The organism is Isoalcanivorax indicus, assembly GCF_003259185.1.
Classification (GTDB): domain Bacteria; phylum Pseudomonadota; class Gammaproteobacteria; order Pseudomonadales; family Alcanivoracaceae; genus Isoalcanivorax; species Isoalcanivorax indicus.
In genome coordinates, this window is the sequence record NZ_QGMP01000001.1 from 2,370,527 (window position 1) to 2,397,019 (window position 26,493).

A 26,493-nucleotide genomic window follows, 5' to 3' on the forward strand; every position below is an offset into this window, starting at 1 on the left:
TCCGGGCAGGGCACCCGGCACGGGCGTGCTTCAGGTGCGCTGCTGCAACTTGCGAAGATCGCCGATTACGGCTTCCAGCGCCCGGTCGAACAGGGCGCTGTCCTCAATCAGTTTAGCGGCCCCCTGCTGCAACGCAACGGCCAGACTCATGGCGCTGTGTTCGCACACCTTGATGCCCCGGCGATTGATGAACACCAGCTTGTCACCGCCGCGCAGATTGGCCGCCAGCTTGCAGCGCTGCCCGCTGTGCGGCTGGTCGCCTTCGGCAAATTCCACCCACTGCCCCGGACGCAGGCCACGCAGGGCACGCACCTGGGGGTGATCCGAGGGCAAGCGCAGCTCCTCTTCCACCGGCGCAACGGCCACCTCGGCCTCCACCACCGGCTGCTCGGCCGCCACGGCCACACGTTCGGTTTCCAGGCCACGCAGCAAGGAATCGTGCACGGTCTGCAACCCGATCAGCAGGCTGTTGGCTTCCAGCACGTCGTAGCTGATGCGCTCCAGGCCGGCCTTGATGCTGTTCAGCAGCTTCGGGCTGAGGGCGCGCAAACGCTCCAGCGCGGCCTGCTCCCGGTGGGGCAGCACGCTCCACACCACGGCATCCACCACCTTGCCATCACGGGCCCAGGCCTCGCTGTCTTCGCCTTCGCGCAGATGCGTCAGGTAAAGCACCTGCTGCCAGGCCTGACGCAGCAGGCGCACCGCCACGTCCGGCAGTTGCCGCCCCGCCATGCGCTGATCCAGCGCCGCCGTCACCGCCAGTCGCGCGACATCGGCCCGGGCGCGCCCTTCCTCGACTTCGCGAATGCGTGCCTCGACCCTTTCCGTGCGAGCGCTCTGCTGGCTGAAAAAAGCCTCGAAGTCACGCAGCAGCGTGCCGAACAGGGCCACGTCCTCATCGTAATCATTGAGAATGCTGAACACGGACTGCTCGATCTGCTGATACAGCGCATCCTCGGTGCCCTGATCCGGGCTCCACTGGGCGCCGGCCCGCGCCAGGGTATTGAGCAGCTGCCGTGCAGGATGATCGTCATTGCTGAAGAAGGTCTTGTCCGCAATCGCCACCTTCAACAGCGGAATCTGCAAGCGGCCCAGCAGGGCCTTGATGTCGGTGGACAACCCCTGGTCGTCCAGAATGAAATCGAACAGCATCGACACCAGGTTGATGACATCGTCATCCGCCTGGTCCAGCGCATGCACGGCATCCGCCCCGATCTCGCTCTCCAGCAGGCCGGACAGCTCGGCGCGCACATCCACTTCGTCCAGCGCGCCCGGGGTGGCGGCGCTCTCCAGCGAGCGCTCCACCCGCTGCAGACGATTCAGCATCTGCAGCAGGTCTTCGGAATTCACCGCATTGACCTGGGTGCCCGTGGCCAGCGGCGCACCGTTTACGAACGGCACCCCGTTGTGCATGACCGCCATGTTGGTCGGCCCCGAGACCGCTGGCGCGAAGCCGCCTGTGGGCATACCTGCGGGCAATGCACCAGACGCCCCGGCAGCTCCGGCTGACGGCGCCCCGCCGCCCATACTGCGCATGGCCGACAACAACTCCTGCAGCACGCCGAACACCTGGCCGTTATCCACCACCGCATCGCCCGCCCCGCCTGACGAGCCTGCGGCGGCTCCCCCGCCCCCCGTGCGCGCCTGACCGGGCTGCCGGGCCGGGCGGATCGGCGGCGCCTTCATGTCCGGCAGCACGCCAGCATCGATGAGCAATTGATTGGCCTCGCTCACCGCAAAGCCGATTTCCGACAGCACCATGCGCTCGAACAGCTTGAAGACAATCAGCTTGCTGCGAATGTCCAGATCCAGCTTCTCGACACAGGTATGGAAGCACTCCGCCACCTGGCGTGGCTCCAGCGGGTTACCGCGCTCCCCGAATTCCCGCCGCCCCTCGAACAGGTATTCCAGGCGGTGATTGAAGGCGCGCAGGTGTTGCTCACAGGGACCACGCACCCGGCGCGCCATGTTGTCGATCGCCACGCCCGTTTCCAGCTGGTCTTCGTTGACCAGCGTCAGGCTGTCGATATCAATATCCTGATCATCCAGCACGCGCTGCTCGGCCGGGTTGTCGAGCAAGGTGCGGAAGCTGTTATGCAGGGCCTGGCGGAAGCCGGTTTCCATGCCCGCCCGCTTCACGCGCAGCTCGCGCATGGCGTCGAAGTAGCGGTCACGGTCGGTATCGGTGGCGGATTCCGCCAGATCAAAGAGGGTGTCATCGGCGCCATCGAGCATGCCCGCGAGGTATTTACCCAGCAGTTCGCCAGTACGCTGCTGGACCTGTTCCAGCGGGCGCGGCAACTGACGCAGGGCGTCGGGAGCGGATGCCGCAGCCTTGACCGGCTTGAGTTGGGCAACCTTCTTCATGAGTGCTCTCCGGGGTTAGCGGGCGCAAACTTTGCACAGCGTTTGTAGAGAGAGTGCGGGTTTGCGTCGCTTTCTGCCGATTTTGGGAAACTGACAACCAGCCTAGCACGCCGACCAGGCCAGAATTATGAACGAGTTATCAACCTACGCATATTTCAGTAGTTATCTGCTCTGTAACCAGACGAACGTGCAAACAGACATCCTTGAGGCCCAGCTTCCCCCGTTCGGCAATTTCCAATAGGCTCAGGCCTTTGCGCCTGCCGTGGCCCGCCCCACGGCGAGCAGGGGGGCCGCCCGGGGCGGCAGCGACATCTGAGGGACCACACCCATGGAACAACCCACTACACTGGAGCAGTTCACCGCTGTGCTGGAGACCCTGTCCGGCTGGGCCTGGGGCCCGCCGATGCTGTTGTTGATCGGCGGCACCGGGCTCTACCTGACCCTGCGCCTGGCCTTTCTGCCCCTGCGGCGCCTGGGTTTTGGCCTGCGGCAGCTGATTCGCGGCAGCGAGGGCGAGGGTACCATCGGCTCGCGCTCGGCCCTGGCCGCCACTCTGGCCGCCACCGTGGGTACCGGCAATATCGCGGGCGTGGCCACCGCGATTCACTGGGGCGGCCCCGGCGCGCTGGTGTGGATGTGGCTGATTGCCCTGGTGGGCATGGCCACCAAGTATTCCGAGGCCGTGCTGGCCGTGAAATTCCGCCGCCAGGACAGCCGTGGCCAGTATATCGGCGGCCCCATGTACTACATCCGCGACGGCCTGGGGCCGCGCTTCGCCTGGCTGGCCGTGCTGTTCGCGGTGTTCGGTACCATTGCCGGCTTCGGCATCGGCAATACCGTGCAGGCCAATTCCGTGGCCGACGGCTTTCAGGACAGCTTCGGCATTGCCCCCGCCCTGACCGGCAGCGTGCTCGCCGTGCTGGTGGGGCTGGTCATCCTGGGCGGCATCCGCCGCATCGCCAATATCGCGGCCGCCCTGGTGCCCCTGATGGCCGCCATTTACCTGGCGTTGGGCGCATTCGTACTGCTCATGCACGCCCCGCAATTGCCCGCCGCCGTCATGCTGTGCCTGCAAAGCGCCTTTACCGGCACCGCCGCTACGGGCGGCTTTGCCGGCGCCACCGTGTGGGCGGCGATCAGCTACGGCGTTGCCCGGGGCATCTTCTCCAACGAAGCCGGGCTCGGCAGTTCCCCCATCGCCCACGCCTCGGCCACCACCGACCACCCGGTGCGCCAGGGCAGCGTGGCCATGCTCGGCACCTTTATTGACACCCTGATTATTTGCTCCATCACCGGCCTGGCGATTGTCGTCACCGGCGCCTGGGAAAGCGGCGCCACCGGGGCCCCGCTGTCGGCCCTGGCGTTCTCCGCCAGCTTCGGCGAGCTCGGCCAGATGGTGGTCGCCCTGTCCCTGGGCGTGTTCGCCTTTACCACCCTGCTCGGCTGGAGCCTGTACGGCGAACGCTGCGCCCAGTATCTGTTTGGCGACCGCGCCGTGGTACCCTTTCGCGTGCTCTGGGTGGCTGCCGTTCCGGCCGGTGCCCTGCTGAGCCTGGATATCGTCTGGGGCATTGCCGACATCCTCAATGCCCTGATGGCCATCCCGAACCTGATCGCCCTGCTCCTGCTGAGCCCGGTGATCCTCAAACTGACACACGAGTTCTTCCGCAATGAGCCACATTGAGATGCCCGAATGGGTGCGCGCCGACATTCCCGAACAGGTGCGCCGCGCCCTGCATGAAGACGTGGGCAGCGGTGATATCACCGCCGAACTGATTCCGCTGGAGGCCGAAGCCAGCGCCCGCGTGATTACCCGCGAACCCATGACCCTGGCGGGCACCGCCTGGGTGGATGAAGTCTTCGCCCAGCTCGGCGGCCGCATCGCCATCGACTGGCAGCATCAGGATGGCGACCGCGTGGCCGCCGACAGCCTGCTGTTCACCCTGCAGGGCCGCACCCGCACCCTCCTCACCGGTGAACGCACCGCGCTGAACTTCCTGCAAACGCTGTCCGCCACCGCCACCAGCGCCCAACGCTATGCCGACATGGTCGCCGGCACCGGCGTGACCCTGCTGGATACCCGCAAGACCCTGCCCGGCCTGCGCACCGCACAGAAATACGCCGTGACCTGCGGCGGCTGCGCCAACCACCGCATCGGTCTGTATGACGCCTTCCTGCTGAAGGAGAACCACATCGCCGCCTGCGGCTCCATCACCGGCGCCGTGCAGCGCGCCCGCGAGCTGTATCCGCACCGTTGGGTGGAAGTGGAAGTGGAGAATTTCCGCGAACTGGACGAAGCCCTGGCCAGCGGCTGCGACGTGATCATGCTGGACAATTTCAGCCTGGAGGATTTGCGCCGCGCGGTGACGCAGGTGGCGGGCAAGGTAAAACTGGAAGCCTCCGGCGGCATCGACGACAACACCCTGCGCAGCGTGGCAGAAACCGGCGTGGATTATATTTCCATCGGCGGACTGACCAAGCATGTGCGGGCGATTGATTTGTCGTTGCGGCTGGTGTGACCCGATGGGGCACCCGGTATCAGCCCGAGTGCCCCGCTACTTTTTTCTCAGAAGCGATAGCCCACGTAGAGCCCATAGGCCCACGGGTCGATATTCGCCTTGCCTACCTTGGCACCATCCAGCTTCACATCGCTGTCGATATCCATATGGCGCACATCCGCGCCGACCAGCCAGCGCTCACTCAGCGGGACATCCACCCCCACCTGACCCGCCAGCCCCCAGGAGTCCTCAAGTTTCAGTCGGCTGCCGGACAAGGCCCCCGTGGTGCGCGTGTGGAAAAAGCGGGTGTAGTTCAGACCCACCGACGCATACGGCTGGATCATCGCCCCCGGCAGGAAGTGATACTGCACCGACACCGTGGGCGGCAGATGCCGCGTGGAACCCACATTACCCACTCCTTCCAGATCAATCTTGTGGCGGAACGGCACCGCACCCAGCACCTCCACCCCCACACGATCGCTGGCCATCCAGGTGAGGCTGACGCTGGGGCGCGTATTACTGCCGATATCCAGATCCATCCCCGCCGCCTGACCGTTGTCCGACGACGGCTCGATATGGTGCACCCCGCCCCGCACAATCCAGTCCCCGGCCATAGCCGCGCCAGAAAAAAGCACTGCCGTGCTGACCAGCGTGAGTTGCAGATACTTGCCCATCTTCATGCTGTTTCTCCTTTTCCTGATACCCGACAGCGGGCGGAGACAGCATGGGCGGGCACCCCGCGTGCAACGTTGACCCGGATCAAGGCGAGCGTCGCGGGACCGCTGAATCATGGAAAAACCATGACACAGATCAGGAAACCTTCGGCCTGTAACACCAGTCCATATATGATGAATCCAGATACCCGGAACCGGAGCCGCGCCATGCGCTACCTGCTTGTGATTGCTGCCGCCCTCAGCCTGGCAGCCTGCGCTTCATCCAAACGCATCATTGTTGATGACCAGGGCGTTGATCAGGCCGCCTACCAGCGCGACCTGGCGGATTGCGAGCGCATCGCTGCTCAAGTCTCTACCGGCGGTGACGCCGCCGAAGGGGCTGTGGGCGGTGCTATTGTTGGCGGCGCTCTGGGCGCGATCTTCGGAAATCGCAGCTCCGCCGCACGCGGCGCAGGCGGTGGCGCCGTGATTGGCGGCGCAAGCCGGGCCGGGGATGCGGAGCAGGAGAAGCGGCGGGTGATGCGGAATTGTATGACGGGGAGGGGGTATCGGGTTTTGAATTAGGTGGTGACTAAGCTGGAGTCAAACGCCGGTTCAGGCACTCGGCTTTTCAGCTTTGCTATGTGTGTTTGCCCACCTGGGGCAATGGACTTGCGGCATGCCAGTGCCGACAACGGCAGCCGGTTATCATTACTGCCTGCAGCTAGCAGCCGATGAGCGATAGGGTAATCCCCCCCTTTTTAACGGCACCCAGAAGTAGAATCAGGCCACCATGGCCAACTTCTGTTTGGGGGTAATGCCTCCCAAGGCCATATTCGGCCGTTCGTTGTTATAAGTCCAAAGCCATCGCGTGGCAAATTCCTGAACCTGTTCAATGGATCCGAACAGATACTGCGCCAGCCAGTCGTAGCGTACGGTCCGGTTGTAGCGCTCGATATAGGCGTTCTGCTGAGGCTTTCCCGGCTGGATGTATTCAAGCCGGATGCCGCGCTGCAGCGCCCAGGCCGACAAGGCGCCACTGATGTACTCCGGGCCGTTGTCGCAGCGCAGCGCCCGGGGCTGGCCCCGCCACTCGATGATCTGATCCAGTGCGCGGATCACCCGCTCCGAGGGCAAGGACAGGTCCACCTCAATGGCCAGGCCTTCGCGGTTGAAGTCATCCAGCACATTGAATAGGCGATAGCTGCGACCATCCTCAAGCTGGTCGTGCATGAAGTCCATCGACCAGCATTCGTTGATGGCCCTAGGCTCTGTCAGCGGCTCTGGCTTCTCCCGTACGATGCGCTTCTTCGGCTTGATACGCAGGTTCAGCTCCAGCTCCCGGTAGATGCGGTAGACCCGCTTGTGATTCCAGCCGTAACCCTTGACGTTGCGCAGGAACAGGAAGCACAGGCCGAATCCCCAGTTACGCTGATTAGCGGTCAGCCGAACCAGCCAGTCAGCGATCTCGGCGTTCTCGTCGCTCCGCAGTGGCTGGTATCGGTAGCAGGTCTCACTGATGCCGTAGGTTTCGCAGGCCAGCCGAATGCTAACGCCACGTTCGGTGACAGCCTCCCTCGCCAGCGTGCGTCGCAGGGAAGGCTTCACCACTTTTTCTCGAGGGCTTCCTTGCGCAGCTCGGACTTCAGCCTTTCCTCGGCATACATCTTCTTCAGGCGCCGGTTCTCATCCTCCAGCTCCTTCAGGCGTGCCATCAGGGAGGCGTCCATACCGCCGTACTTGGCGCGCCATTTGTAGAAGCTGGCGCTGCTCATGCCGTGCTCACGGCACAGCTCCGGCACCGGCACCCCGGACTCGGCTTGCTTGAGGATCGCCAGTATCTGGCTGTCCGAAAAACGTGACTTCTTCATGCAGAATCTCCTTCGTCATAGGTTACGAGAAAATTCTACTTTTGAGCACCCTTACTTTTCGGGGGGATTACCATTCGACATCACGGTATAGGCGAAGACATCCACGGCAAACACCTCCCCAAGCTCCGCCACGCGCTCCACCACCAACGCCTTGCGATGCGCCTAGGAATGGCCGCTGAAGTGGTCTTCACCACAGAGAAAGGCGCGCCGCACACAGCGGCTGATACAGTGATAGTACGGCGTCGCATCCAGCAACACCTGCTGGCTTCGTGCTCTGGGCATGACGGCCTCCTTGCTGTCATAACCAAGCCTAAACACCTTCCAGGGCGAGGTGCATCAGCCTAATGCCAGAAAGAATGTCAACCATTGGCTAAATGGTGGGTGTCTAGGCTTGTTGAAAGCATCAACCCCTTATTATATAGCTGCCCTCGGTGCTGCTGGTAGAATAACACTCTACACCTTCATTTTTTTACAGGTGACGTGCCAGAAAATAAAACAAAAAAAGAAGGAATGAAAGATATAAACAAAATACTGGAAAATGAATCAAGGTGCATTAGAGACCTAATAAAAAGTATGCCATAGTCACCTGGTATTACAAAGTACAAATAAACCAAAGATGAGAAAGAGCAAAAAAACGAGAAAAACAAGGAGTACCCAGAACGAGACAATTCCATGAGAAAATAGAATAATGCAGAGCATACCATCACGCACAGCATCACCCCCAACGGAGGCCACCCAAAAAGGTTCGGACTAAATGAATAATATGCAGACATCAACCTCTCAAAGACAAAGGCATACAAAAATGAAGCCGCAACATAAAAAACATTCCTAAGCACATGGCATTTCATATAAACAACACCAAAAAAATCAATTAATCTGGATAAGGACTGTCGCCACAGGGAGGGCATTCACACCTGCAAAAATCAGAGCATTCCATATCACATTTTATGCCTTTGCTGGCCACCTGACATGCGCGCTTTGCAGGATTGATCTGGATTGGTATCCCGAAAGGTTTTACTTCCTTTCCGGGGATGAGATTGCAAAGAGCACTACCACTCGACTCTGACTTCATGCAATTCTCCATACATGAACAATTATGAGTGGGTGGATAAACGGCATGATCCCAAGGCTTTGCTCTCATTCCATCATCATCGAACCTACTAATAGGATTACTCTCCGCGTATATGTAATAATTCACTCCGCCGCCAATACCAATTGGATCACTTTGCATATAACGCCCTAGACTACCGCTATACTCACGATGAAAATTATAAAGAAGCCCTTTCTCTTCGTCATAATATTGCCCCGGGAACCTGATAGGGTTGCTGACTTTCTCTATATAAATCTCCACCGATCCAAAAGCTTGCCAATATGCGCCCCAGATCACCTCTCCCCCTCTGCCGAAAAGCTTCAGTGGCTGGCCGATATGGCCTGCATAGTAATAACCGATACTATAATCCTCACCGTCCCGCCTGAACAAGGGATCTGTCATCCACATACTATTAGGCCAATATTGATATTCGGCAATCAGCGATCCATTATCATCGTATTCCGCCAATAGGCCGCTATCATCGTAGTGGAAGTAAATTGTTCCTTCTTGAGTAGTCTTACTTACTCGCCGACCGAACGGATCATAGCGGTAGCTTCCCAGTATCGCACCGCCCTCAATCCGAACCTGCCGCAGACGCTCGGCAAGATCATATTCGTATAGCGTAACCGTGCCATCCTGCTCGACTTTGCGCACGGTATGTCCGTTTGCATCGTACTCGAAGGTGGCTCCGGGCTTGCTGATCAATTGATGATTTTCATTATATTCCCAAGGCTCACCACCACCTTCTGTCAAGCGATTGGCCACACCATCATAGGTGTACGACTCGTTCTGCAACCCCATATCTTCTGCGAACCGGGCTTCAATCAAACGATATAGCTCGTCATAGGTGTACAGATGCTCCCCTGTTTCGGAATCGATACGGACAATGTGATTTTCACTATTGTACTGGTAGCTTCTGTAGGCACGCGGTGTGTCCGCTGCGTCCAGTAGTTCTGTTGTACCGGGACGCAGCAGGCCATCTACATCATGACGGATTCGCGTGCCGCCGGGATATACCGTTTCAATGGGAGTGCGCCATTGGTACTCCGTTACCGCTATAGTGCCTTCGCCGGGAATAGTCAGGCTCTGGAAGTCACCATCCGGAGTCCACGTGTAGGTATAGGTCACACCCTCCGGGTTCGTATAGGTGGCTTTACGGCCATCCTGATCATACGTATAGCTGTGCGTTTTGCTGAATGGACCGTAGTTGACGGTTACTTCCGTGACACGCCCCAGAAGATCATATGCATAGCTACCACTACTTACTGTACTGCCATCCTGCTGGTCGCTATAAGCCGTCAGTAGGCCCAGGGCGTTGTACTCGAAGGACGAGGTGCGCCCTGGTGTGTTCTGGTCTTTTGCTTGCGGGCTGGCGTAATAGTTGACTGCGATCAGTTGGCCAGCATCGTCATAGCTATAATGAGTGATCTGGCCCATGCCATTTATTTCACTCTTGCGCAAACCACCGGGGTAATAAGTATAGTCACGCGTTTCGCCTCCGGGGCGAGTTTCTCTTGATAAACGTCCATGAGCATCATAAGTAAAGGTGGTAGTGCTTCCTTCCGGATCAGTGACCGCGATCAGATTATCGCGCGCATCGAATTCAAGCCGTGTCATACCACCGATGGCATCGACCATACGTATCGGGCGCTGCAAGGCGTCGTAGGAGGTCACTGTCTCCAGGCCTTCAGCGTCCAGCTCCGTGACGGGGTTGCCCGCAGTATCGTAACCCACACGCCGAGTCTGGCTGATCTGCCCTATCTCGCTGGTGGTATCTATCCGTGTGATCCGGCCCATTTCGTCCAGCGTGAATGCTTCACTATAGGTTGGATAGTCGACGGCCGTCAGGCGCTCTCCGTCATAGTGATAACGAATACTGTTTCCCGAGGCATCCGTTTCCTGGGCCAGGCGCCCTTCTGCGTCATACTGCTGCTGTGTCATGGCGCCACTGGGAAGCCTCACGCCAAGCATGCGTCCGTTCTCGTCATACTCGAATACTGTCTTGTGACCCAACGCATCCGTAATGCTCAGTGGCCGCCCGGCGCCGTCGACCTCCCACTGGCTTGTTGCGCCATTGGGAAGAGTCATACCGGTCTTGTCACCCGCTGTGTTGTAGTGGTGTTCGGTGATACGGTCCAGTGGGTCTGTTTCACCCAATAATTTGCCTGCAGCATCATACTCATACCGGGATATCGGCCCGCGCGCGTCCACATACACCGACGGGTTACCCAACGCATCAAACCCACCGTGCTCGGGATGCACAAACGCAGTCACTTCATTATCCGGCGCCGTAATGCGAATGCGATTTCCGTGGTCGTCGTACTCATAGACGTACAGAGCATCCGGGGTGTCGCCGCTGCTGCGGTATAGCACAGACAACAATTGCCCATGACTGTCGCGGGTGTAGGTGGTCACTTGCTCATCCGAGGTGTCGGCAGCCAGCACCTGGCGCGTCAGGGCGCCATGCTCGTCGTATTCCCAGGTGCTGACGGTGCCATCCCAATCGGTATGGCGGGTGCGCTGGTGGTGTACCGGGTGCCATTGCGTATGTTGCTCTGCACCATCGCTGCTGCGGTGGCGGCGAATCACGTTGCGGCGTTCGTCAAACCAGGTAGTCAGGGTTTCACCATAACGATCTGTGCGTTCGGTGCGGGCCAGGTAGGCAGCCGGTTTGCCAGCGTCGCTGTTGCGAATATTGGCGGGGCGTTCGGCGCGGGTGGATTCATCGCCGTATAGCCCGGCCGGGGCGCCGCCTACGGCTACTTCTTCCCCGTCACTGAGAAAGCTGCGCACGGAGAATTCGGTTTCGCCGTTAACGATGCGTGCGGCGACCGCGCCCAGGGCGTTGTAGCGGGTTTCCACGGTGCGGCCATCCGGTTCGCGACGAATCTGAATAAAGGTATCGGCCTCGCCGGAGTTGCTGAAACGTGTGGCGTGGCCATCCGGGTTGACCAGGCGGGTCATCAGGCCCGCATCGTTTACTTCAATCGTGCTGGCGCGGCCTTCCGGGTCGGTCACGCTGGTGATATGTCCCTGGCTGTTATACGCGTAAAGCCAGTCGTGACCCAGCACGTCGTTCACGCGCACCAGGCGATGGTCTGAATCGTAGTGATAACTGACGCGTCGGCCGGTGTAATCCTCTACTGCCACGGGACGGTGATATACGTCGCTCACGCCTTCGCCCTGCTGGAAGGTCACGCTTTCGTATTCGAAGGTCAGGATCACTTTATCGAAGGTATCGCGTACCGCCACAAGGTTGCCGGCGCTGTCGTAATGCAGAGTGTTGCGGTTGCCATAACGGTCTGCAAACGCCTGGGTTTGACCATTCAGGTCGTAGTCCATGGTGTCGTGGTTGGGGCCGCGCCAACGCAGAAGGTCGCCCTCGCGGCGCAGGCTGTCGGCGTAGTTCACGCCGCTGCTGCCGGTGCCGGGGTTCTGGGTGCGGTAGAGCACCGGGTTGTCCTCGGTCACTGATCCGGGCAAGGGGTAATAACCGAAGCCTGCGCGGAACACGCCGTTGCGCAAGGTTGTAGCCAGGTCATCCACGATGCCCGGGCGGTGGAGCAATACGCTGCCGATCTGCACCTGGGCCTCATGGCTCTGGTCGGTGACCGGCGCCCAGCGGCGGTTGAATTCCCAGCGGCCACCAATCCAGGTGCGGCTGCTGTGGAGATAACCGCCCATCACCTTGACGCGAATATCCTGCGCTTCCATGCGCAGCAGGCCGTTGCGGGTCTCGCTGGCGACATCAAAGTCGTGCTCGATACCGGGCGCGGCGTAAAGCGGTGCCGCCACCAGCAGGCAGATGCTGCCGAGCCAGCCTTTCCATGATCCCTTCAATGTCATCCTGCGCATGATCCCTTCCCGTTTTTCTGTATTCGTTGTAATGCTCATCGTCTTGCCTCGCCCTCAGCAGCCATCAGGCGGGCCGCAGCCATCGCAACCGCAACCACCCGGGTTGGGCGGGGCACTGGGCGCCGGACGGCTGCCGACACCGCCCCCGCCGCTACCACCACCCCAACCGCCACCGGCACCCCCACCGATGCTGCCGCCAGAACAGCTGTTACGCTGCCGCCCGCTGATGCTGCTGGAAGCGCTCGTAGACACCCGCTCACCATTGGCGCACTCGTATTCACACGTCACCCGGGGGCGCAGCGGAGTGGGGTTACGGCAATTGCTGCCTGATGTGGAGACCTGCTGCGACATGAGTCCGTACAGTGCCATCTGACGACTGGCAGCCAGGCTGCGATCCTCCAGCAGCACCGAGGCGATCTCGTTGCTGGTCTGGCCAACATCCTGCAATGCGGTCACGCGATAGGGCATCACCACCACCTGCCCGGCTTCCAACTCGGCCGGGGGCGTCGTCATAAACTCCAGGCGATACCACTCGTTGCTCAGGTTCAGATCCGCCTGCACGTTCTCCGCGCGGATCAGGCCGTAGTTGGTCAAGCGGAGTTCGCCCTGGAACACATCGCCTTCCCGCATGGGCGGCAGCTGCACGCTGGCCGGTTCCATCACCACCACGGCGGCGGGCACATTGGTTTCAAACACGGCGCGCAGCACGATGTCGTACTGGTCCTGAAGGGTAATTTCCTCAACCGACCACTCGATGGTCACCAGCTGATTCAGCAGGAAGACGTCCTGATTGCCGGTGACGCCGGGGCGCACCCAGATATGCCCCGATCGAGCCTCACGATTTGGTGCGCTGGCGCGGTAGTAGTACTGCCCCACCGGCAGGTCATCGAATTCCGCCAGGCCGAAGCTGTCTGTGGTGGCCTGGTAGGTCTCGCTGAGCACATTGACGTTCTGCAAGCTGATGCGCGCGCCTTCCAGTCCGGGAATCGGATTGCCGTATTCATCCAGTGTGGCGGTGTAGATATCCGAGGCATGGAAAATAAAGCCGCCGGTATCCGCGTTGGTGACTACCACATAGACAGGAATATCGAACGGCGCCAGATTATCGCCGGTGATCCGCAGGCGGTATTCGTACTCGCCTTCACCCACCAGTTCGCCAGGGTTGGCCGACACGGTAATGCCCAGGCTGCTGCCCGCTTCCAGTGCGGCCGGCAAATGGGCCACTGCACTGATCCAGGCGGGCGCACTGCCGCTGCCAGAGGTGTTAACCAGGCTCACACGTGGATTGGCCAGCGCGCCGTGCCCCATGTTGGTCACCAGCATCTGTTCGCTGGTGTATTCCCCGGCGCGGGTGCCCAACTGCAAATAGGGCCGGCCTGCCCGCAGCGCCGGGGCCGAGGCGACAATCTGGTAACTCAGGTTGATGGACGACAAACGCTGGCCTGTATGGTCACGCAACACCAGCGGAATCTGGCCCTGAGCCCCCGGGCTGTCGCTCGCGGTAGCGTACAGGGTCCAGCGATGCCGCTCGCCCGGCGCCAGCGTGATCGGTTCACCCAGTTCCAGGCTGACGCCATCGGGAATGCCACTGCCGATCTGCCAGTGCAGGCCTTCCACGGTTTCGGTGCCGACGTTGCGCAACTCCACCGGAATGGCCTGCCGGTAGTCACGCGGCAGATTGCCTTGCAGGCGCGTGGGCTGCACGGCGATACCGCCCACCGTGAAGGTGTGCTCGCTGCTGCGCAGTGCGCTGCCGGGATAAATGGCCGATACCGTATAAACACCGGCATCCTGAAGCGTGGGCCGGAAACGATAGCTGAAGCGGCCCTGCGCATCCGTGGTGACGGTGCGCACACGTTCGAAGCCATTGTTGTCCAGCACCAGTTGCACGGGCACATCGGCCAGGGCCGCGCCTGAGTTTTCTGACCAGGCATCACCCTGAATCAGTACCTCGTTGTCTTCACCTTCCACCCAGGTCAGTGCGGTCGGGGTCAGGGTATCGATACGCGGCTGATACGGCAGATCCCGCGTCGACACCTGACGGGAGGCGCGCATGCCCGGTGCCATGACACTGACCAGGCCCTGATGACGATGCTCGGTGGCCGTAATATCCAGCACCACACGCACATCGTCCTGAGTAATAGCGGCGGTGCTGATTTCCAGCGCGGAGGACACGAACTCCTCACCGGGATAGACCCTCGCCACCGTCACGCCGTCGGTGCGTGTCACAACATTACCCGTGGCCAGATGCACAGGCTGGCGCATCAGCAGGCTGTCATCGTCTACGTCGCGCAGCTCGATAAAGGCGGTTTGCGAGGGGCGGCTGCCGTTGTGGCGTGCCGTTTCCACTTCCACCGGCAACGCGCCCGGGTTGCGCAGCACCAGCCGCAGTGTGCCCTGCGAGACCTTCTGCAGGCCCGCCACTTCGACATCCGCCTGGTAGCGGCGCGCCTCCACCGGCACATCGGCGGCAAACGGCATATGCAACCGGGTGCCGTCAGCCAGTGTTGCGGTGATCATCGCCTGCACAGTGGTGGTGCCCGGGGTCAGACCTTCGGCAGCGGCCAGTGGCAGGGCCAACTCTGCTGTATCGCCCGGCACCAGGGTGCTGACACGGTCTGTGGCCTCGGTGGCATCGTGCAGCCAGGCGGTCACCGCCGTCACCGGAGCAGGCCCACGATGGCTGACACGCAACGGCACACGGTTGTGAATGCGATCCCCCAGCGGCCCGGACATCTCGCCCAGGGTGATACGCAGATCCGGCACTTGCCACTCACGCGCGCGCAACACCTCTCCGTCTTGCGTACGCGCTTCGATACGGTAACGACGCCCCTGCGGATCAGGCTGATAGTCTTCGTCGGTTACGGTGTACTGGCCCTGCCCGGCCACCAGGCCTCCCGGCGGGGTCAGCGGCCGATCACTCGCGCCGGTCAACACATGGTAGCTGTGCACCGCTTCGCTATCGTGGCGCCAGTGCAACGTCAGACGATCACCGTCGCGATGTGCCTCCACGTCGGCCAGCGGCAATACGGCGTCGCTCACATGCACGGGCTCACTGAGCGGGGAGATATTGCCGGCCGCATCTTCCGCCGCCACCTGGTAGTAGCGGGTCAGTTCGCTGGGCTGCGGGTCCTGCCAGGTGGTGTCGGCCGGGGTGGCCACCAGCGCGTCTTCATCCGGCAGCGCCTCGCCTTGCAACGGCGTCGCCAGACGGTAGACGCGATAGGTCGCGACCGAAGCAGGCTCGGCATGCGTCCAGGTCAGTTCCACGCCGGTGTCCTGCACCGTAGCGTCCAGGCCTTCCGGCGCCTGCGGTGGTGTCGCATCGGCGTCCACCGACACTTCGTTACTGCGGCCACTTTCGGCTTCGTCATCCCCCACCTGACGCAAGGTCGCCACGGCGTAGATGTAAGTGCCTTCCTGCAAGCCGTCGCGGTCTGCGGCGGCAAAGCCATGCGCGCCGGTATCGCGCCAGGCCGCCGTGTCGGCGGGTAGATCCAGCACCGCCACCGCTGCCGACTCACCGGGCCCGCGCCGGAACACGCGCACGCCATGGTTTTCCCCATCCAGCGTCCAGGACAGGGCAATCTCGCCACCTGCCCGAGCATGGCCCACCAGATCGCGGGGGGCCTCGAAGGGCGGCAGATCACCCTGATAGACCTGGAAGGCATTGTGGGCCGTTATACGCTCGGAGCTGTTACCCAGCGCGTCTTCCGCCTGCCAGGTGAACGACAAGCGCTGCACCGCAGGATCGCCTGCACTGTCCAGCCCGGCCTCAGCGGGCAGGTCAAAGGTGCCGGACCAGTGGCGGCGGCCGGTGTGCGGATCAATTTCCGAGAGCAGCGACAGGCCCGACGCGTAACCGCTAACGGGCACATCATCAATATGCGGCACCAGCACCGGCTCACCCACCAGTTCAGCGTCCGCCGCTGCGGTGACCAGCACCCGATTCAGACCGCCGCTGTCGGACGGATTGTTGTCAATCGGGGAGCCCGGCATGACCTGCAAGGTATCCAGTGCCGGGCCATCCGTGTCGATCCACGGCGCGTTGTCGCTGTAGGTGAGCGCTGCACGGTTACCGATGACATCCACCGCCGTGCTGGACACCGTGACGCGACCGGATGGCGTATGCGGGTGCACGGTGATATGGCCGTGGTACCGTCGATCGTTTTGCGCATCACGTTGCAGCGTAACGGGAATGGGCACCAGACCTTCGATCAGCAGCGCGGTGTACGGCACCGCTCGCAACGGTTCGGAGAACAGCAAACTCACATCCAGTCGGCCAACACCAATGCGCTGTGTCTCCGGATCGTGCGCGCCTTGCGGCGTGTAGGTGACCGCCTCCAGCGTGGGCGGGGTGCCATCAGCCACCGCCTGAACCGGCGACGTGGGCGCGCTTTCAAGCCCGGTAATGCCGACCGCCGTCACCCGGTAGAAGTAGGTGTCATCAAACGGCGGGATATCGGCCAGCTCGTTGCGCGTAATGGGCTGCGCATTCACTTTTGTGGCCGCCTGCAAGGGCATGTCCGCCGTCATGGCGCGGTAGACATTGAAACCGGCAATGCTGTCGGTCTGGCCGATCCAGGCCAGATCCACCTGGCGGCCGGGGCGCGAGCGCGCGGTGAGACCGGAGGGTCGATCCGGCACCACGGAATCCAGCGTCACCACCACTACTTCCGAAGGCTCACCAAATTGCGTGCGGTTGGCATAACGCGAACGCACACTGATCTGGTTTTCGCCCTCCTGCAACAGGATCTCGCCCCGGTATTCACCGCGGCTGTCGAGCGGTTGCGCCGTAATCTGGTCAGCACCGTTCACCTGCACGGTGACGACCGTACCGGCCTCACCCGCCAACCGCAGTGCAATCTGCTCGTCTGCGGTCATCAGGCCATTGCTGGGCGCAGTAATCATGGCGGGCTCTGCCGGGTCCAGCAGAATACTCACTGGCCAGGTGTGCTCGCTCACATTGCCCAGCGTGTCCGTGGCACTGACACGCAGAAGCTGTTCGCCATCCTCGAAGTTCGGGGTCGACACACTGATACGGTACTCCGGCCCGCTGCGCGCGGTGCCCAGCGCCGTCTCCCCGAACCAGGCGGCGATACTCGCCACACCGGATTCATCTTGCGCGGTAAAGCGCAGCGTGCCGCGACGGGTGATGACCAACCCCGGCTGCAATGCCTCCGCATCAAAGAAGGCACTGGTGATTTCCGGCCCGTCTGTATCTTCTTCCGGCGTGACGGCGATGGAATTCACGACCGGATTGATGCCGCCCGACAGGTTCTCAGCCGCCACGGCCAGGTAGTAGGTGCGGTCATTCTGCAAACCCGTCACGGTGGCCTGAACGCGGTTTGCCGCCACCGTCAGCACCGGCGTGGCTTCGGCTATATCGGTGAAGGCCGCATCCGCCACATAAATGCGCTGGCGCGCCACCAGGTCACCGGGTTCAGTGGGCTGCCATTGCAGGATGGCCCGCGACATGCCCGGTACACCCTCGGTCAGCACGGGGTTGGCCAATAGCGTGACGCCCGGATTGGTGCGCGACGGTGAAGCGTTGCCATCATGATCCACAGCCGTGACCGCCACATCATGCCGTGTTGCCGCCGCAAGCCCGTCGATCAGCAGGGACGTTTCTGACGTTTCGGCATGCAGTTCGCCGCCCAGGTAAACCCGATAGTGTTTCAGGTCGCCATCTGTGTCTGCAGAGGGGGCCCAGCTGACCAGCAACGCGTCATGCCGACTTTCCACCTGCAACACGCCCGGCCGCTCCGGCGGACGAATATCCACCGGTGTGGCGCCCACCGACTGCACCTGCGAATCCAGGAAACCGTGGGTGTCCACCGCAACCACCGCGACAAATACCGGCAGGTTGCGCGGCAAACCGGTCAGGCGATACTCACGCGCGCCTGCTGGCAAGCTGGTCACATACTCAGCTTGTGCAATGTCCGTAAAACCTGCTGCGGCGCGATAGATACGGTACTGCACCACCGTGCTGCTCTGCCCGGCTTCGTCATAACCCGCCCAGGACAGCCCCACATCTGTGCCCCGCCCCTCGGGCTCAACACTGACCGCAACCGGCGCGGGAGGCTCATTGTCATAACGCACGGTGACCGTGACCGGTTCGCTGAGGTTGCCCGCCCGGTCCATGGCCCGGAATACCAGCTCGTTCGGGCCCGGCTCCAGATGCACAGTGTAAGACCACTGCTCCGACTCACCGTGGCCCACCACCGTTTCGGCGCCCGCGCCCATCACGATAGCGGCGTAGGCTTCGCGCGTTCCGGTAAGTTGCAGCGCTTCGTCCGTTACGGACACCGGCACCGGATCGATCACCGGCGGCGGTGGCGGTGTAGTGTCCAGCGTAAAGGCTGCGGACTGCACGGCACTCTGATTACCCGCAAGATCCTGCAACATCACCGAGATCGAGTATTCGCCCTGTGGCAGGGAAATGCCTGGCACAAACACCACACCGGCATCCGACACCGCAAGCTGGCCCTGCAACTGCACACCGTCGCGCATCAGACGCACCCAGGACTGACTCAGGCTCAGGCCGGCCCCGTCCTCGATCGCCAACACTTCGATATAGTCCGGCGCGATATTGATAAAGCCATCCGGCTGCACACCGATAATCTGCGGCGCGGTCGTGTCACGCAGGAACGCCAGCACCGTTGCAGGCGAAACATTGCCCGCCTGATCCACCGCCGTCAGGCTGAAAGAGTTCATGCCTTCGGTAAGCGGCAATTCCGTCTGCCAGCTACCGGAGGGCGATGTCGACACAGCCACCTCCCCCAGGAATACGGTGCTGTGCGCCTCCGCAGTGCCTTGCAGCGTCACGGCGGTTTGCGATGTGATATTGACCTGACCATCCACCTGCCATTGCGCTACCTGCGGCGCAGGCGGGGGTGTCGTCTTGATCTGCACGGTGGTCTGGAACACATCATCCGGCTGGCCAGGCTGACCATCACCGGACTGATCCATGCCGTGGCCGGATTCCGACAGCAAGCCGGGGCCTACGCTGAGCAGGTACTCGCCTTCGGCTGTCAAGGACGAGATCAAATGGAAGCGGTACCGCAGGGTGGACAACCGCTCTGCATGAGATAACGAGGCAACCCCATCAATACGAAGCTGACCCTGAGAAGCCGAGGTCAAATCCAGTGGCTTGTTGAAACGCACATCCAGATATGTCACGGGGCCCGCTGTTACCGGCGAACCTGCCACTCCAGTGACGTGAAGCAGCGATTGAGGGTCCTCAACATGGATAATTGCCTCCTCGATCTGCGAGGCCAACCAACCGGATCGGTACACACGAGCGCGCACCTGAAGCAGCTCATCCATGCCTATTTCGAACGGCTGTTGATATATCGATGATTCAGATGTGGGGTCACTGCCATCCAGGGTATAGCGGATAACCCCTTCACCCGAGGGTTCAGAAATCGAGAGCTGTTGCGGCGTGAAGTAGCGATCCGACGGCAGAGAAAAGACCGGGGATTCAGCAGTGCCCCAGGAAAAAAGCACATGGTCACTGATTCGGTTAGCCTGACCATCCGGGTTCTGAACGGGATGATAGGGGCCACTGGGGTGACCCCAATCAACGGTGCGGGCGTCAACCTGAGCGCTGGCTGATTCTGCATAGACACCACCACCATTGTTAGCTATCAAGCATTGATCAAGAGTTACCGGCGCCCCTGCATTATAAACGGCCCAAGTCTGAGCATGAGTTATCTCGCAGCCTTTAACCAGTGGCGAGGAGGAGCCTGACAACCACAAGCCATACCCCTGAGCAGTCGTATTGTTCGAGCCCTGCCCCGCATATCGAATACGCACATGCTCCAGCTCCGGGGACGCCGTTCTGATCCGCACCGCTCCCCGATGAGCAGTACTACCTGTTGAGGTTGCCTGCCCCCCCCCATACTCTACCGTCACATAACGTAACAACCCGGAGCTTCCATTATGGAAATCAATATGGCCCCAATCTCCTTGTTCCGGGACCTCTGAAGAAGAAGTAAAAACAACACGCCCTTCCTCATTTCCACCATCAGCAATCAGGCTGCCGTATACATCCAGATAGGTCCAGCGGTCATTTCCATAAACGGTGACGCCTGGACGAATCGACAATACTGCGGTTGCACGAATCACCATTCTTCCGGTCAGACTAACGTCTGAGTCCCAGGTAACCTCAGCGTCAATAGTGCCTTGTATTTCAAGTGCATCTCGCCGACCGTTGCCTGTGTAGGTATTCCCCAGGATCACCGGCGCATGGCTGGAAGAATAATTAACCCATCCAACGCTGGCCGAGTTGACAACCTCATTATCCCTGAACGTAAAACTGCCAGTGGATTCTGAATACAGCCCATAGGTTTGGGCGCCCTCGATAACACTATGCTGGATAATCGGCGCGCCGCTTCCTGACAACCACAATCCATACCCCTGAGCAGCGGTATTATTCGGACCCTGCCCCGCATATCGAATATGCACATGCTCCAGCTCCGGGGACGCTGTTCTGATCCGCACCGCCCCCCGATGAGCAGTGCTACCTGTTGAGGTTGCCTGCCCACCGCCATACTCTACCGTCACATAACGTAACAACCCAGAGCTGCCATTACGGAAATCAATGTACCCCCAATCTCCTCGTGAGGGAACTTCAAAAGAAGAGGTAAAAATAATACGCCCTTCCTCATCTTCCCCATCAGCAGTCAGGCTGCCGTATACATCCAGATAGGTCCAGTGGTCATTCCCGTATACGGTGACGCCTGGACGAATCGACAATGCTCCGGATGCACCAACGATAACCCTGCCGACGAGCCGGACATCCGAGTCCCAAACAACCTCCGCATCAATAGCGCCTTGCACCTCAAGCGCATCACGCCGACCGTTTCCAGCATAGGCATTACCCAGGATCATCGGCGCATGGCCGGAAGAATAATTAACCAACCCAACGCTGGCCGAGCTGATAACCTCATTATCCCTGAACGTAAAACTGCCAGTGGATTCTGAATACAGCCCATAGGTTTGGGCGCTCTCGATAACGCTATGCTGGATGATCGGCGCGCCGCTTCCTGACAACCACAATCCATACCCCTGAGCAGCTGTATTGTTCGAACCCTGCCCCGCATATCGAATATGCACATGCTCCAGCTCCGGGGAGGCCGTTCTGATACGCACCGCTCCCCGATGAGCAGTGCTACCGGTTGTGAGTGCCTGCCCACCGCCATACTCCACCGTCACATAACGCAACAACCCAGAGCTGCCATTATGGAAATCAATGTACCCCCAATCCCCTCGTGATGGCACCTCAGAAGAAGAGGTAAAAACGATACGCCCATCCTCATTTTCACCATCAGCAATGAGGCTGCCATATACATCCAGATAGGCCGAACGGTTATTCCCGTATACGGTGACGCCTGGACGAATCGACAACACTCCGGATGCACCAACAATAACCCTGCCGACGAGCCGGACATCCGAATTCCAGACAACCTCCGCATCAATAGTGCCTTGCACCTCAAGCGCATCACGCCGACCGTTGCCAGCGTAGGCATTTCCCAGAATCACCGGCGCATGGCTGGAAGAATAATTAACCAACCCAACGCTGGCCGAGTAGATAACCTCATTATCCCTGAACGTAAAACTGCCAGTGGATTCTGAATACAGCCCATAGGTTTGGGCGCTCTCGATAACGCTATGCTGGATGATCGGCGCGCCGCTTCCTGACAACCACAATCCATACCCCTGAGCAGCTGTATTGTTCGAACCCTGCCCCGCATATCGAATATGCACATGCTCCAGCTCCGGGGAGGCCGTTCTGATACGCACCGCTCCCTGATGAGCTGAGCTGCCTGTTGTGAGTGCCTGCCCGCCGCCATACTCCACCATCACATAACGTAACAGCCCGGAGCTACCATTCTGGAAATCAATATGCCCCCAATCTCCTCGTAACGGAATTTCGGAATCTGACGTAAAAACGATGCGACCAACGTCACTTTGTGCACTCGCCGTCAAGTTTCCACTTACACTCAAGTTCACGCTTCGTGCTGTCGACTGAATAATGCTACCCGCAGCAATATCCAGTGTGCTTTCGGCAGATACCGAAGCAGCAGAGACAAGCCGATACGGCAGAATATGCCCTATGCCCGACCTATCCCATTGAAGCGTATGGTCCGAAAGATTGCCGCCAAGGCCAGCCCTTGCCTGATAACCCAGCGCTTCACCCCAGATTCGCTGCCCGGATTCCTCACGATAAGGCTCAATCAGAAAATCTACGATCTCACCCTGCGTCGTGCTGAGAGTGGACTGGCCTGACCAGGTTCCGTCGATCCAGGTTTGGTAACTACCACCTTCTGCGCGATGCATCACTCGAACCCGGCTGTATCCGCTAGGCAGGGAGAAGCGCAGGGATATGCCCCCTGCCGTGGCGACGGTGTGCAGACCGGAGACCACAGCAGACGACGGAGAGACAGGAACGGCCAGGGTTTCCGTATGCTGATAACCATTGTCCCCGACAATACTCACAGAGATATCGTGAGCTTGCTCTTCGGCGACCAGCTCCATCCTGACGCGGCCATTGATAAGCCTGCCGCGCTGCTGGCCGTCCACGAAAACAGTGCCGTCGAATACCGGCATACCGTTTGCATCCACAATATCGCCATACAGGCGATAGGTGCCGCCCGGGCTGATATCGCTCTCCAGAATCGTCAACGGTAGTGCCTGCACATCACCCAGTACTCGGTGTTGCAATGGCAGCCCTTTTTCCGATTCCGCGCAGGCGTATTGCACCCCCAGCCGGTAACGCACGGCTTGAGGATCTTCCGCAAAAAGATGAAAGCCCCCGGCTAAACCTGTCTCCAACAGCGTCTCGTGCTGCTGTGGCGGCTCCTCAGGATCTGCTGCCGGAGTTTCATAAACAGCGTAAAGGGAGTACTGCGCACCGGGGTTGCGATCTTGCCAGACCACACGGGCGCCACCGGGCTGGTCGGTGTAGAGGACGCCGCCAGCAATCGGTCGGTAATCCGGGTCTTCCGCGCAATTGTCTGTCGCCCAGGCCTGCGGGCTCAGGCCGACCATCAGCGCGCACGCCGCACCCCACAAAACGTTATTGATCTTCTTCATCTTGTCTTTCATCCCCGATATCCCTCTCAGGAGAACCAGCGGCGGAAAAAGCCGCCGATGGCCTCAATGATTCCACCAATCACACCGATGATGCGGTCGATCAGCCCCGGCGGGTCTTCCGGTTCGGCGGGATCATCCGGGTCATCAGGATCGCCCGGCTCTTCGGGTTCACCTGGTTCCTCTGGATCCGTCGGCTCTTCATACCAATCACGCTCATGGCGGAAACGCACCAGTGCAGGAGCATGGATACCATCGTGGGAATACACGTAGAGATGTCGCCCGTCATTGGACGGTGCCATCAGACTGGCGTGGTGCATGCTGGTCAGCACTTCGCCTGCCGGATCGGCATCACCTTGTGCCAGGGAGTGGATGGCGTCCGCTATGCCGCGCCCGAGGTCGTACCCGTACACGGCCACTCCATTCACTCCGCAGGCGCCGTAGAACAGGCGTTGCCCCAACCCCAGAGCGAGGGCGGTTTCGCCACATTGTTCGTGGGATACTTTTTCTTCCAGCGACTGAAAACGCAGTGCCGAGGTATCCAGCACACGCATTCCCGCACTGGCCCGGTTCGCCGCAAGGGCGTAGTCGCCGCCCTCGTGGCCCACCAGAGCCGACGCTGCGGGCCATTCCTCTGCAGGCAGCACAAATTCAGCGTAATCCGCCAAGGTGCCGTCGTTGGCGTTGAAGGGCACAGCCCCGGTGCCCGATGCGCCTGACACCAGAAGCAGATCCGTCCCTGCAACCGGCAACACTGCGTTGATGCCAGACAACAGGGCCAGCCCGGTGTTCTGCTGGCTGCGTGTCTGGGCAAGGCGCAGATCGCCGTCGCTCAGGTCCAGAAGATAAATGGCTGATCTGTCACTGACCGGCAACCAGGCCCACTCGCCGGAGGCTGAGAGCGCCGGGCGCCCCAATGCACTGTCACCCGGTGCGTCGTGGAGGGTCAGCAACCGAATCAGTGTCACCGCCTCCAGCGCGGGATCGGCATCCAGCAACGCCACTTGGTAACCCGACTCGCTTCGACCGTTCACCAGCAAGCGATCATCTGGCAATGGGGTGATCCGGCCTTCCACAAACGGCAATGCGAGAGTGCCGATATCGGCGAGCTCGCCCGATGGCAGCGTTCGCGCCAGCACCGTCAGCACACCGTCGCCGGTAAGCCGAAACATACGCTCGCCCATGTCGTCCAGCACCATGTCTGTCCAGACTGGCGCTTCAAGGTCGAGTGGTTGCTGATCATCAACAAACAGGCGCGCCACTGTCAGCGGCGTGCTGTCCGGATCGTTCGGGTCACTGCCTGCCAGGTATTCTTCCAGCAGGGTAAAGCCGTCGCCGTCCAGGTCCTGCGCGCCCTCCACGGGATCGTAGGGGTCGCCACCGAGTTGTTCCTTCAACCAGTCCGGGATGCTCTCGCCGTCACCGTCTTCATCCACAGGCACCACTGACACCGACACCAGCATCTGGCTCTGGCCGTAAGCGTTGCTTGCGGTAAAGCTGAGTTGATAGTGCCCAGCCGCCGACAGTGGAACCGGCCAGTAGGCAATGCCCTGGGTGGCGTCGGTCATGTCCAGATAGGCCCCCTGTGGGCCAGCCTCCAGGGCCAGCGTGACCGGGGTGCCCGCCGGACCCTCGGCACGCACCAGAAACGCCAGCGTATCGCCCGCGTTCACCTGCCTGGCAGGCACCGGCTGGAACACCGGGGCATAGCCTTGCTGCTCGGCCTGGCCGACTGTCACTTGATAAAGCTCAGCGGGTTGCTGGGTGAAGATGTTGAGGAAGTAGTTGAAGCTGATCTTGTCGTCGTCGCGCTCCTGCGAAACCCAGACATTGGCGCGCGACAGGGCGCGCGCCTCACCGCCATGCAGCGCGTGGGCAGACAACACCTGCTGCCCCTGCAATGCGGGCATGTCGAGCTTGATATAGGTGGTTTCTCCTTGATTGACCGCGGCGGGCTCAACGGTGATCAGCGCGCCGCCTCCAGGTCGTGCTGCCGACGTATGGGTGGCTGACCGCCGCACCACGGGCTGGCAATGCTGGCACACGGGTAACGACTGCCCTGTTGCCTCGGACTCGAACAGCAGGAAGTCCTGCCCCTGCACTACCAGGAAATCGCGCACCTGATCGCGGCCCGGCAGGTCTGCCAGCACGTCCTTGACCAGAAAATGGGTGTTGATGCCGGAGATCAGGGAGGTCAGCGCGCCGCCAAGGTCCTCCGCATGGGTATAGGTCGCGCTGAAATCGGTGAATTGGCCCGACAGCGTGCTCTGCATGATCCAGCGGGCGACACGTGCCACCCCGGGCTCAAGATCACCCAGGTGGACGTTCAGCGAGGGCTCGGCCATCTGGTTGCCGACATAACTCCCGAGTATCTCGAAGGCCACCGCCAGCCCCTGCTCGTTCTCCACGATGCGCGGCTGCGACGAGGCAATACGGAAATCGCGGGCCGTGCCCTCACCATTGTTGATGGCGCGCAGGCCCAGGGTGTATGGCACCGGCGGCTCGATTTCAGGGGTAAAGGGGTCGTTGGCGATCACTTCGCGGGTCAGGAAGTAATCCAGCGCGATCTCGGGCATGGGCCGCACGATGATGGTGTCAGGCGCCACGCGCACGGTTTCCTGGTCGTTACCGAACCGATAGGCGACTTCTGCGCCCACGTAATACAGGGTGCCACTGGGCGACTCGGCAGCGCCCGGCGCCGGCACAATCAGCCACTCCAGCCGTGCGGTGCTGGCGGGTGCGATACTGCCGGTGCCGTCGGTAGCGGTGATACCGCTCGACTGATCCAGGGTGATGAAGAACAGGGCATCGGTGCTGCTGGTATTGGAGGTGGCCACCACCGGATTGCCGTCGGCGTCGGCAAAGTGCACGTCGATACGCACATCATCCAGCGAGAACTGGTCCAGCCCGTTATTGATGGCCATCCTGGCCATGAAGCCCTGGCGCTCGAAGGTGACTTCCTGCTCGATTTCGATCACCACGACGGCGCACAGCGGTTCCGAGGCGCGCGCAGCGGCCATCAACAGCAGTATCAGGCCTGCTGCCAGTAGTTTTGTTTTCAA

Annotated in this window: 10 protein-coding genes and 1 pseudogene; 4 read left to right on the plus strand and 7 right to left on the minus strand. The window is 60.8% G+C overall.

Annotation, left to right across the window (positions count from 1 at the left end):
• Positions 1-30 precede the first annotated feature (30 nt).
• The gene (locus DKW65_RS10760) at positions 31-2,367 is read right to left on the minus strand and encodes a DUF1631 domain-containing protein (protein WP_111657246.1); all 2,337 of its coding nucleotides are present in this window, start codon (positions 2,365-2,367) and stop codon (positions 31-33) included.
• A gap of 328 nt (positions 2,368-2,695) precedes the next feature.
• Between DKW65_RS10760 and DKW65_RS10765 the strand changes: the two genes are divergently transcribed.
• Both DKW65_RS10765 and nadC read left to right on the plus strand, forming a co-directional pair.
• Positions 2,696-4,051 (plus strand): amino acid carrier protein, encoded by a 1,356-nt coding sequence (locus DKW65_RS10765; RefSeq protein WP_111657247.1) that lies wholly within the window; start codon positions 2,696-2,698, stop codon positions 4,049-4,051.
• Positions 4,038-4,886: a carboxylating nicotinate-nucleotide diphosphorylase gene (nadC, locus tag DKW65_RS10770; RefSeq protein WP_111657248.1), complete on the plus strand. Its 849-nt coding sequence runs from the start codon at positions 4,038-4,040 to the stop codon at positions 4,884-4,886. The genes DKW65_RS10765 and nadC overlap by 14 nt, the downstream gene beginning before the upstream one ends.
• Before the next feature lie 47 nt (positions 4,887-4,933).
• Here the strand turns inward: nadC and DKW65_RS10775 are convergent, their stop codons facing one another.
• Positions 4,934-5,545 carry an OmpW/AlkL family protein gene (locus DKW65_RS10775; RefSeq protein ID WP_111657249.1) on the minus strand — a complete coding sequence of 204 codons (612 nt, stop codon included), beginning with the start codon at positions 5,543-5,545 and terminating at the stop codon, positions 4,934-4,936.
• A 201-nt stretch (positions 5,546-5,746) separates the two neighbouring features.
• Here DKW65_RS10775 and DKW65_RS10780 point away from each other — a divergent pair, with 201 nt between their 5' ends.
• Positions 5,747-6,103 carry a glycine zipper family protein gene (locus DKW65_RS10780; protein ID WP_111657250.1) on the plus strand — a complete coding sequence of 119 codons (357 nt, stop codon included), beginning with the start codon at positions 5,747-5,749 and terminating at the stop codon, positions 6,101-6,103.
• A 198-nt stretch (positions 6,104-6,301) separates the two neighbouring features.
• Here DKW65_RS10780 and DKW65_RS10785 read toward each other — a convergent pair.
• The 4 genes and pseudogenes from DKW65_RS10785 to DKW65_RS16155 form a co-directional block, all read right to left on the minus strand.
• Positions 6,302-7,389 (minus strand): IS3 family transposase gene (locus tag DKW65_RS10785; RefSeq protein ID WP_245932472.1). Its coding sequence is split into 2 segments (ribosomal slippage): positions 6,302-7,137 and positions 7,137-7,389, totalling 1,089 coding nucleotides; the frame shifts between segments, so codons are not numbered across the junction.
• 871 nt (positions 7,390-8,260) lie between these two features.
• Positions 8,261-12,373, minus strand: coding sequence for an RHS repeat-associated core domain-containing protein (locus DKW65_RS10795; RefSeq protein WP_111657251.1), 4,113 nt, complete (start codon positions 12,371-12,373; stop codon positions 8,261-8,263).
• Between the two features lie 15 nt (positions 12,374-12,388).
• Positions 12,389-19,372, minus strand: a complete 6,984-nt coding sequence (locus DKW65_RS10800; protein WP_245932473.1) for a fibronectin type III domain-containing protein — start codon at positions 19,370-19,372, stop codon at positions 12,389-12,391.
• A 243-nt stretch (positions 19,373-19,615) separates the two neighbouring features.
• Positions 19,616-22,876: pseudogene (locus DKW65_RS16155) on the minus strand (right-handed parallel beta-helix repeat-containing protein); the annotation flags it as partial.
• Between DKW65_RS16155 and DKW65_RS15905 the strand changes: the two are divergent.
• Positions 22,805-23,029: a hypothetical protein gene (locus DKW65_RS15905; RefSeq protein ID WP_162925811.1), complete on the plus strand. Its 225-nt coding sequence runs from the start codon at positions 22,805-22,807 to the stop codon at positions 23,027-23,029. The pseudogene DKW65_RS16155 and the gene DKW65_RS15905 overlap by 72 nt on opposite strands.
• 431 nt (positions 23,030-23,460) lie before the next feature.
• On the opposite strand, the gene DKW65_RS10805 is transcribed toward DKW65_RS15905, so the two are convergent.
• Positions 23,461-26,493: a COG1361 family protein gene (locus DKW65_RS10805; RefSeq protein WP_162925812.1), complete on the minus strand. Its 3,033-nt coding sequence runs from the start codon at positions 26,491-26,493 to the stop codon at positions 23,461-23,463.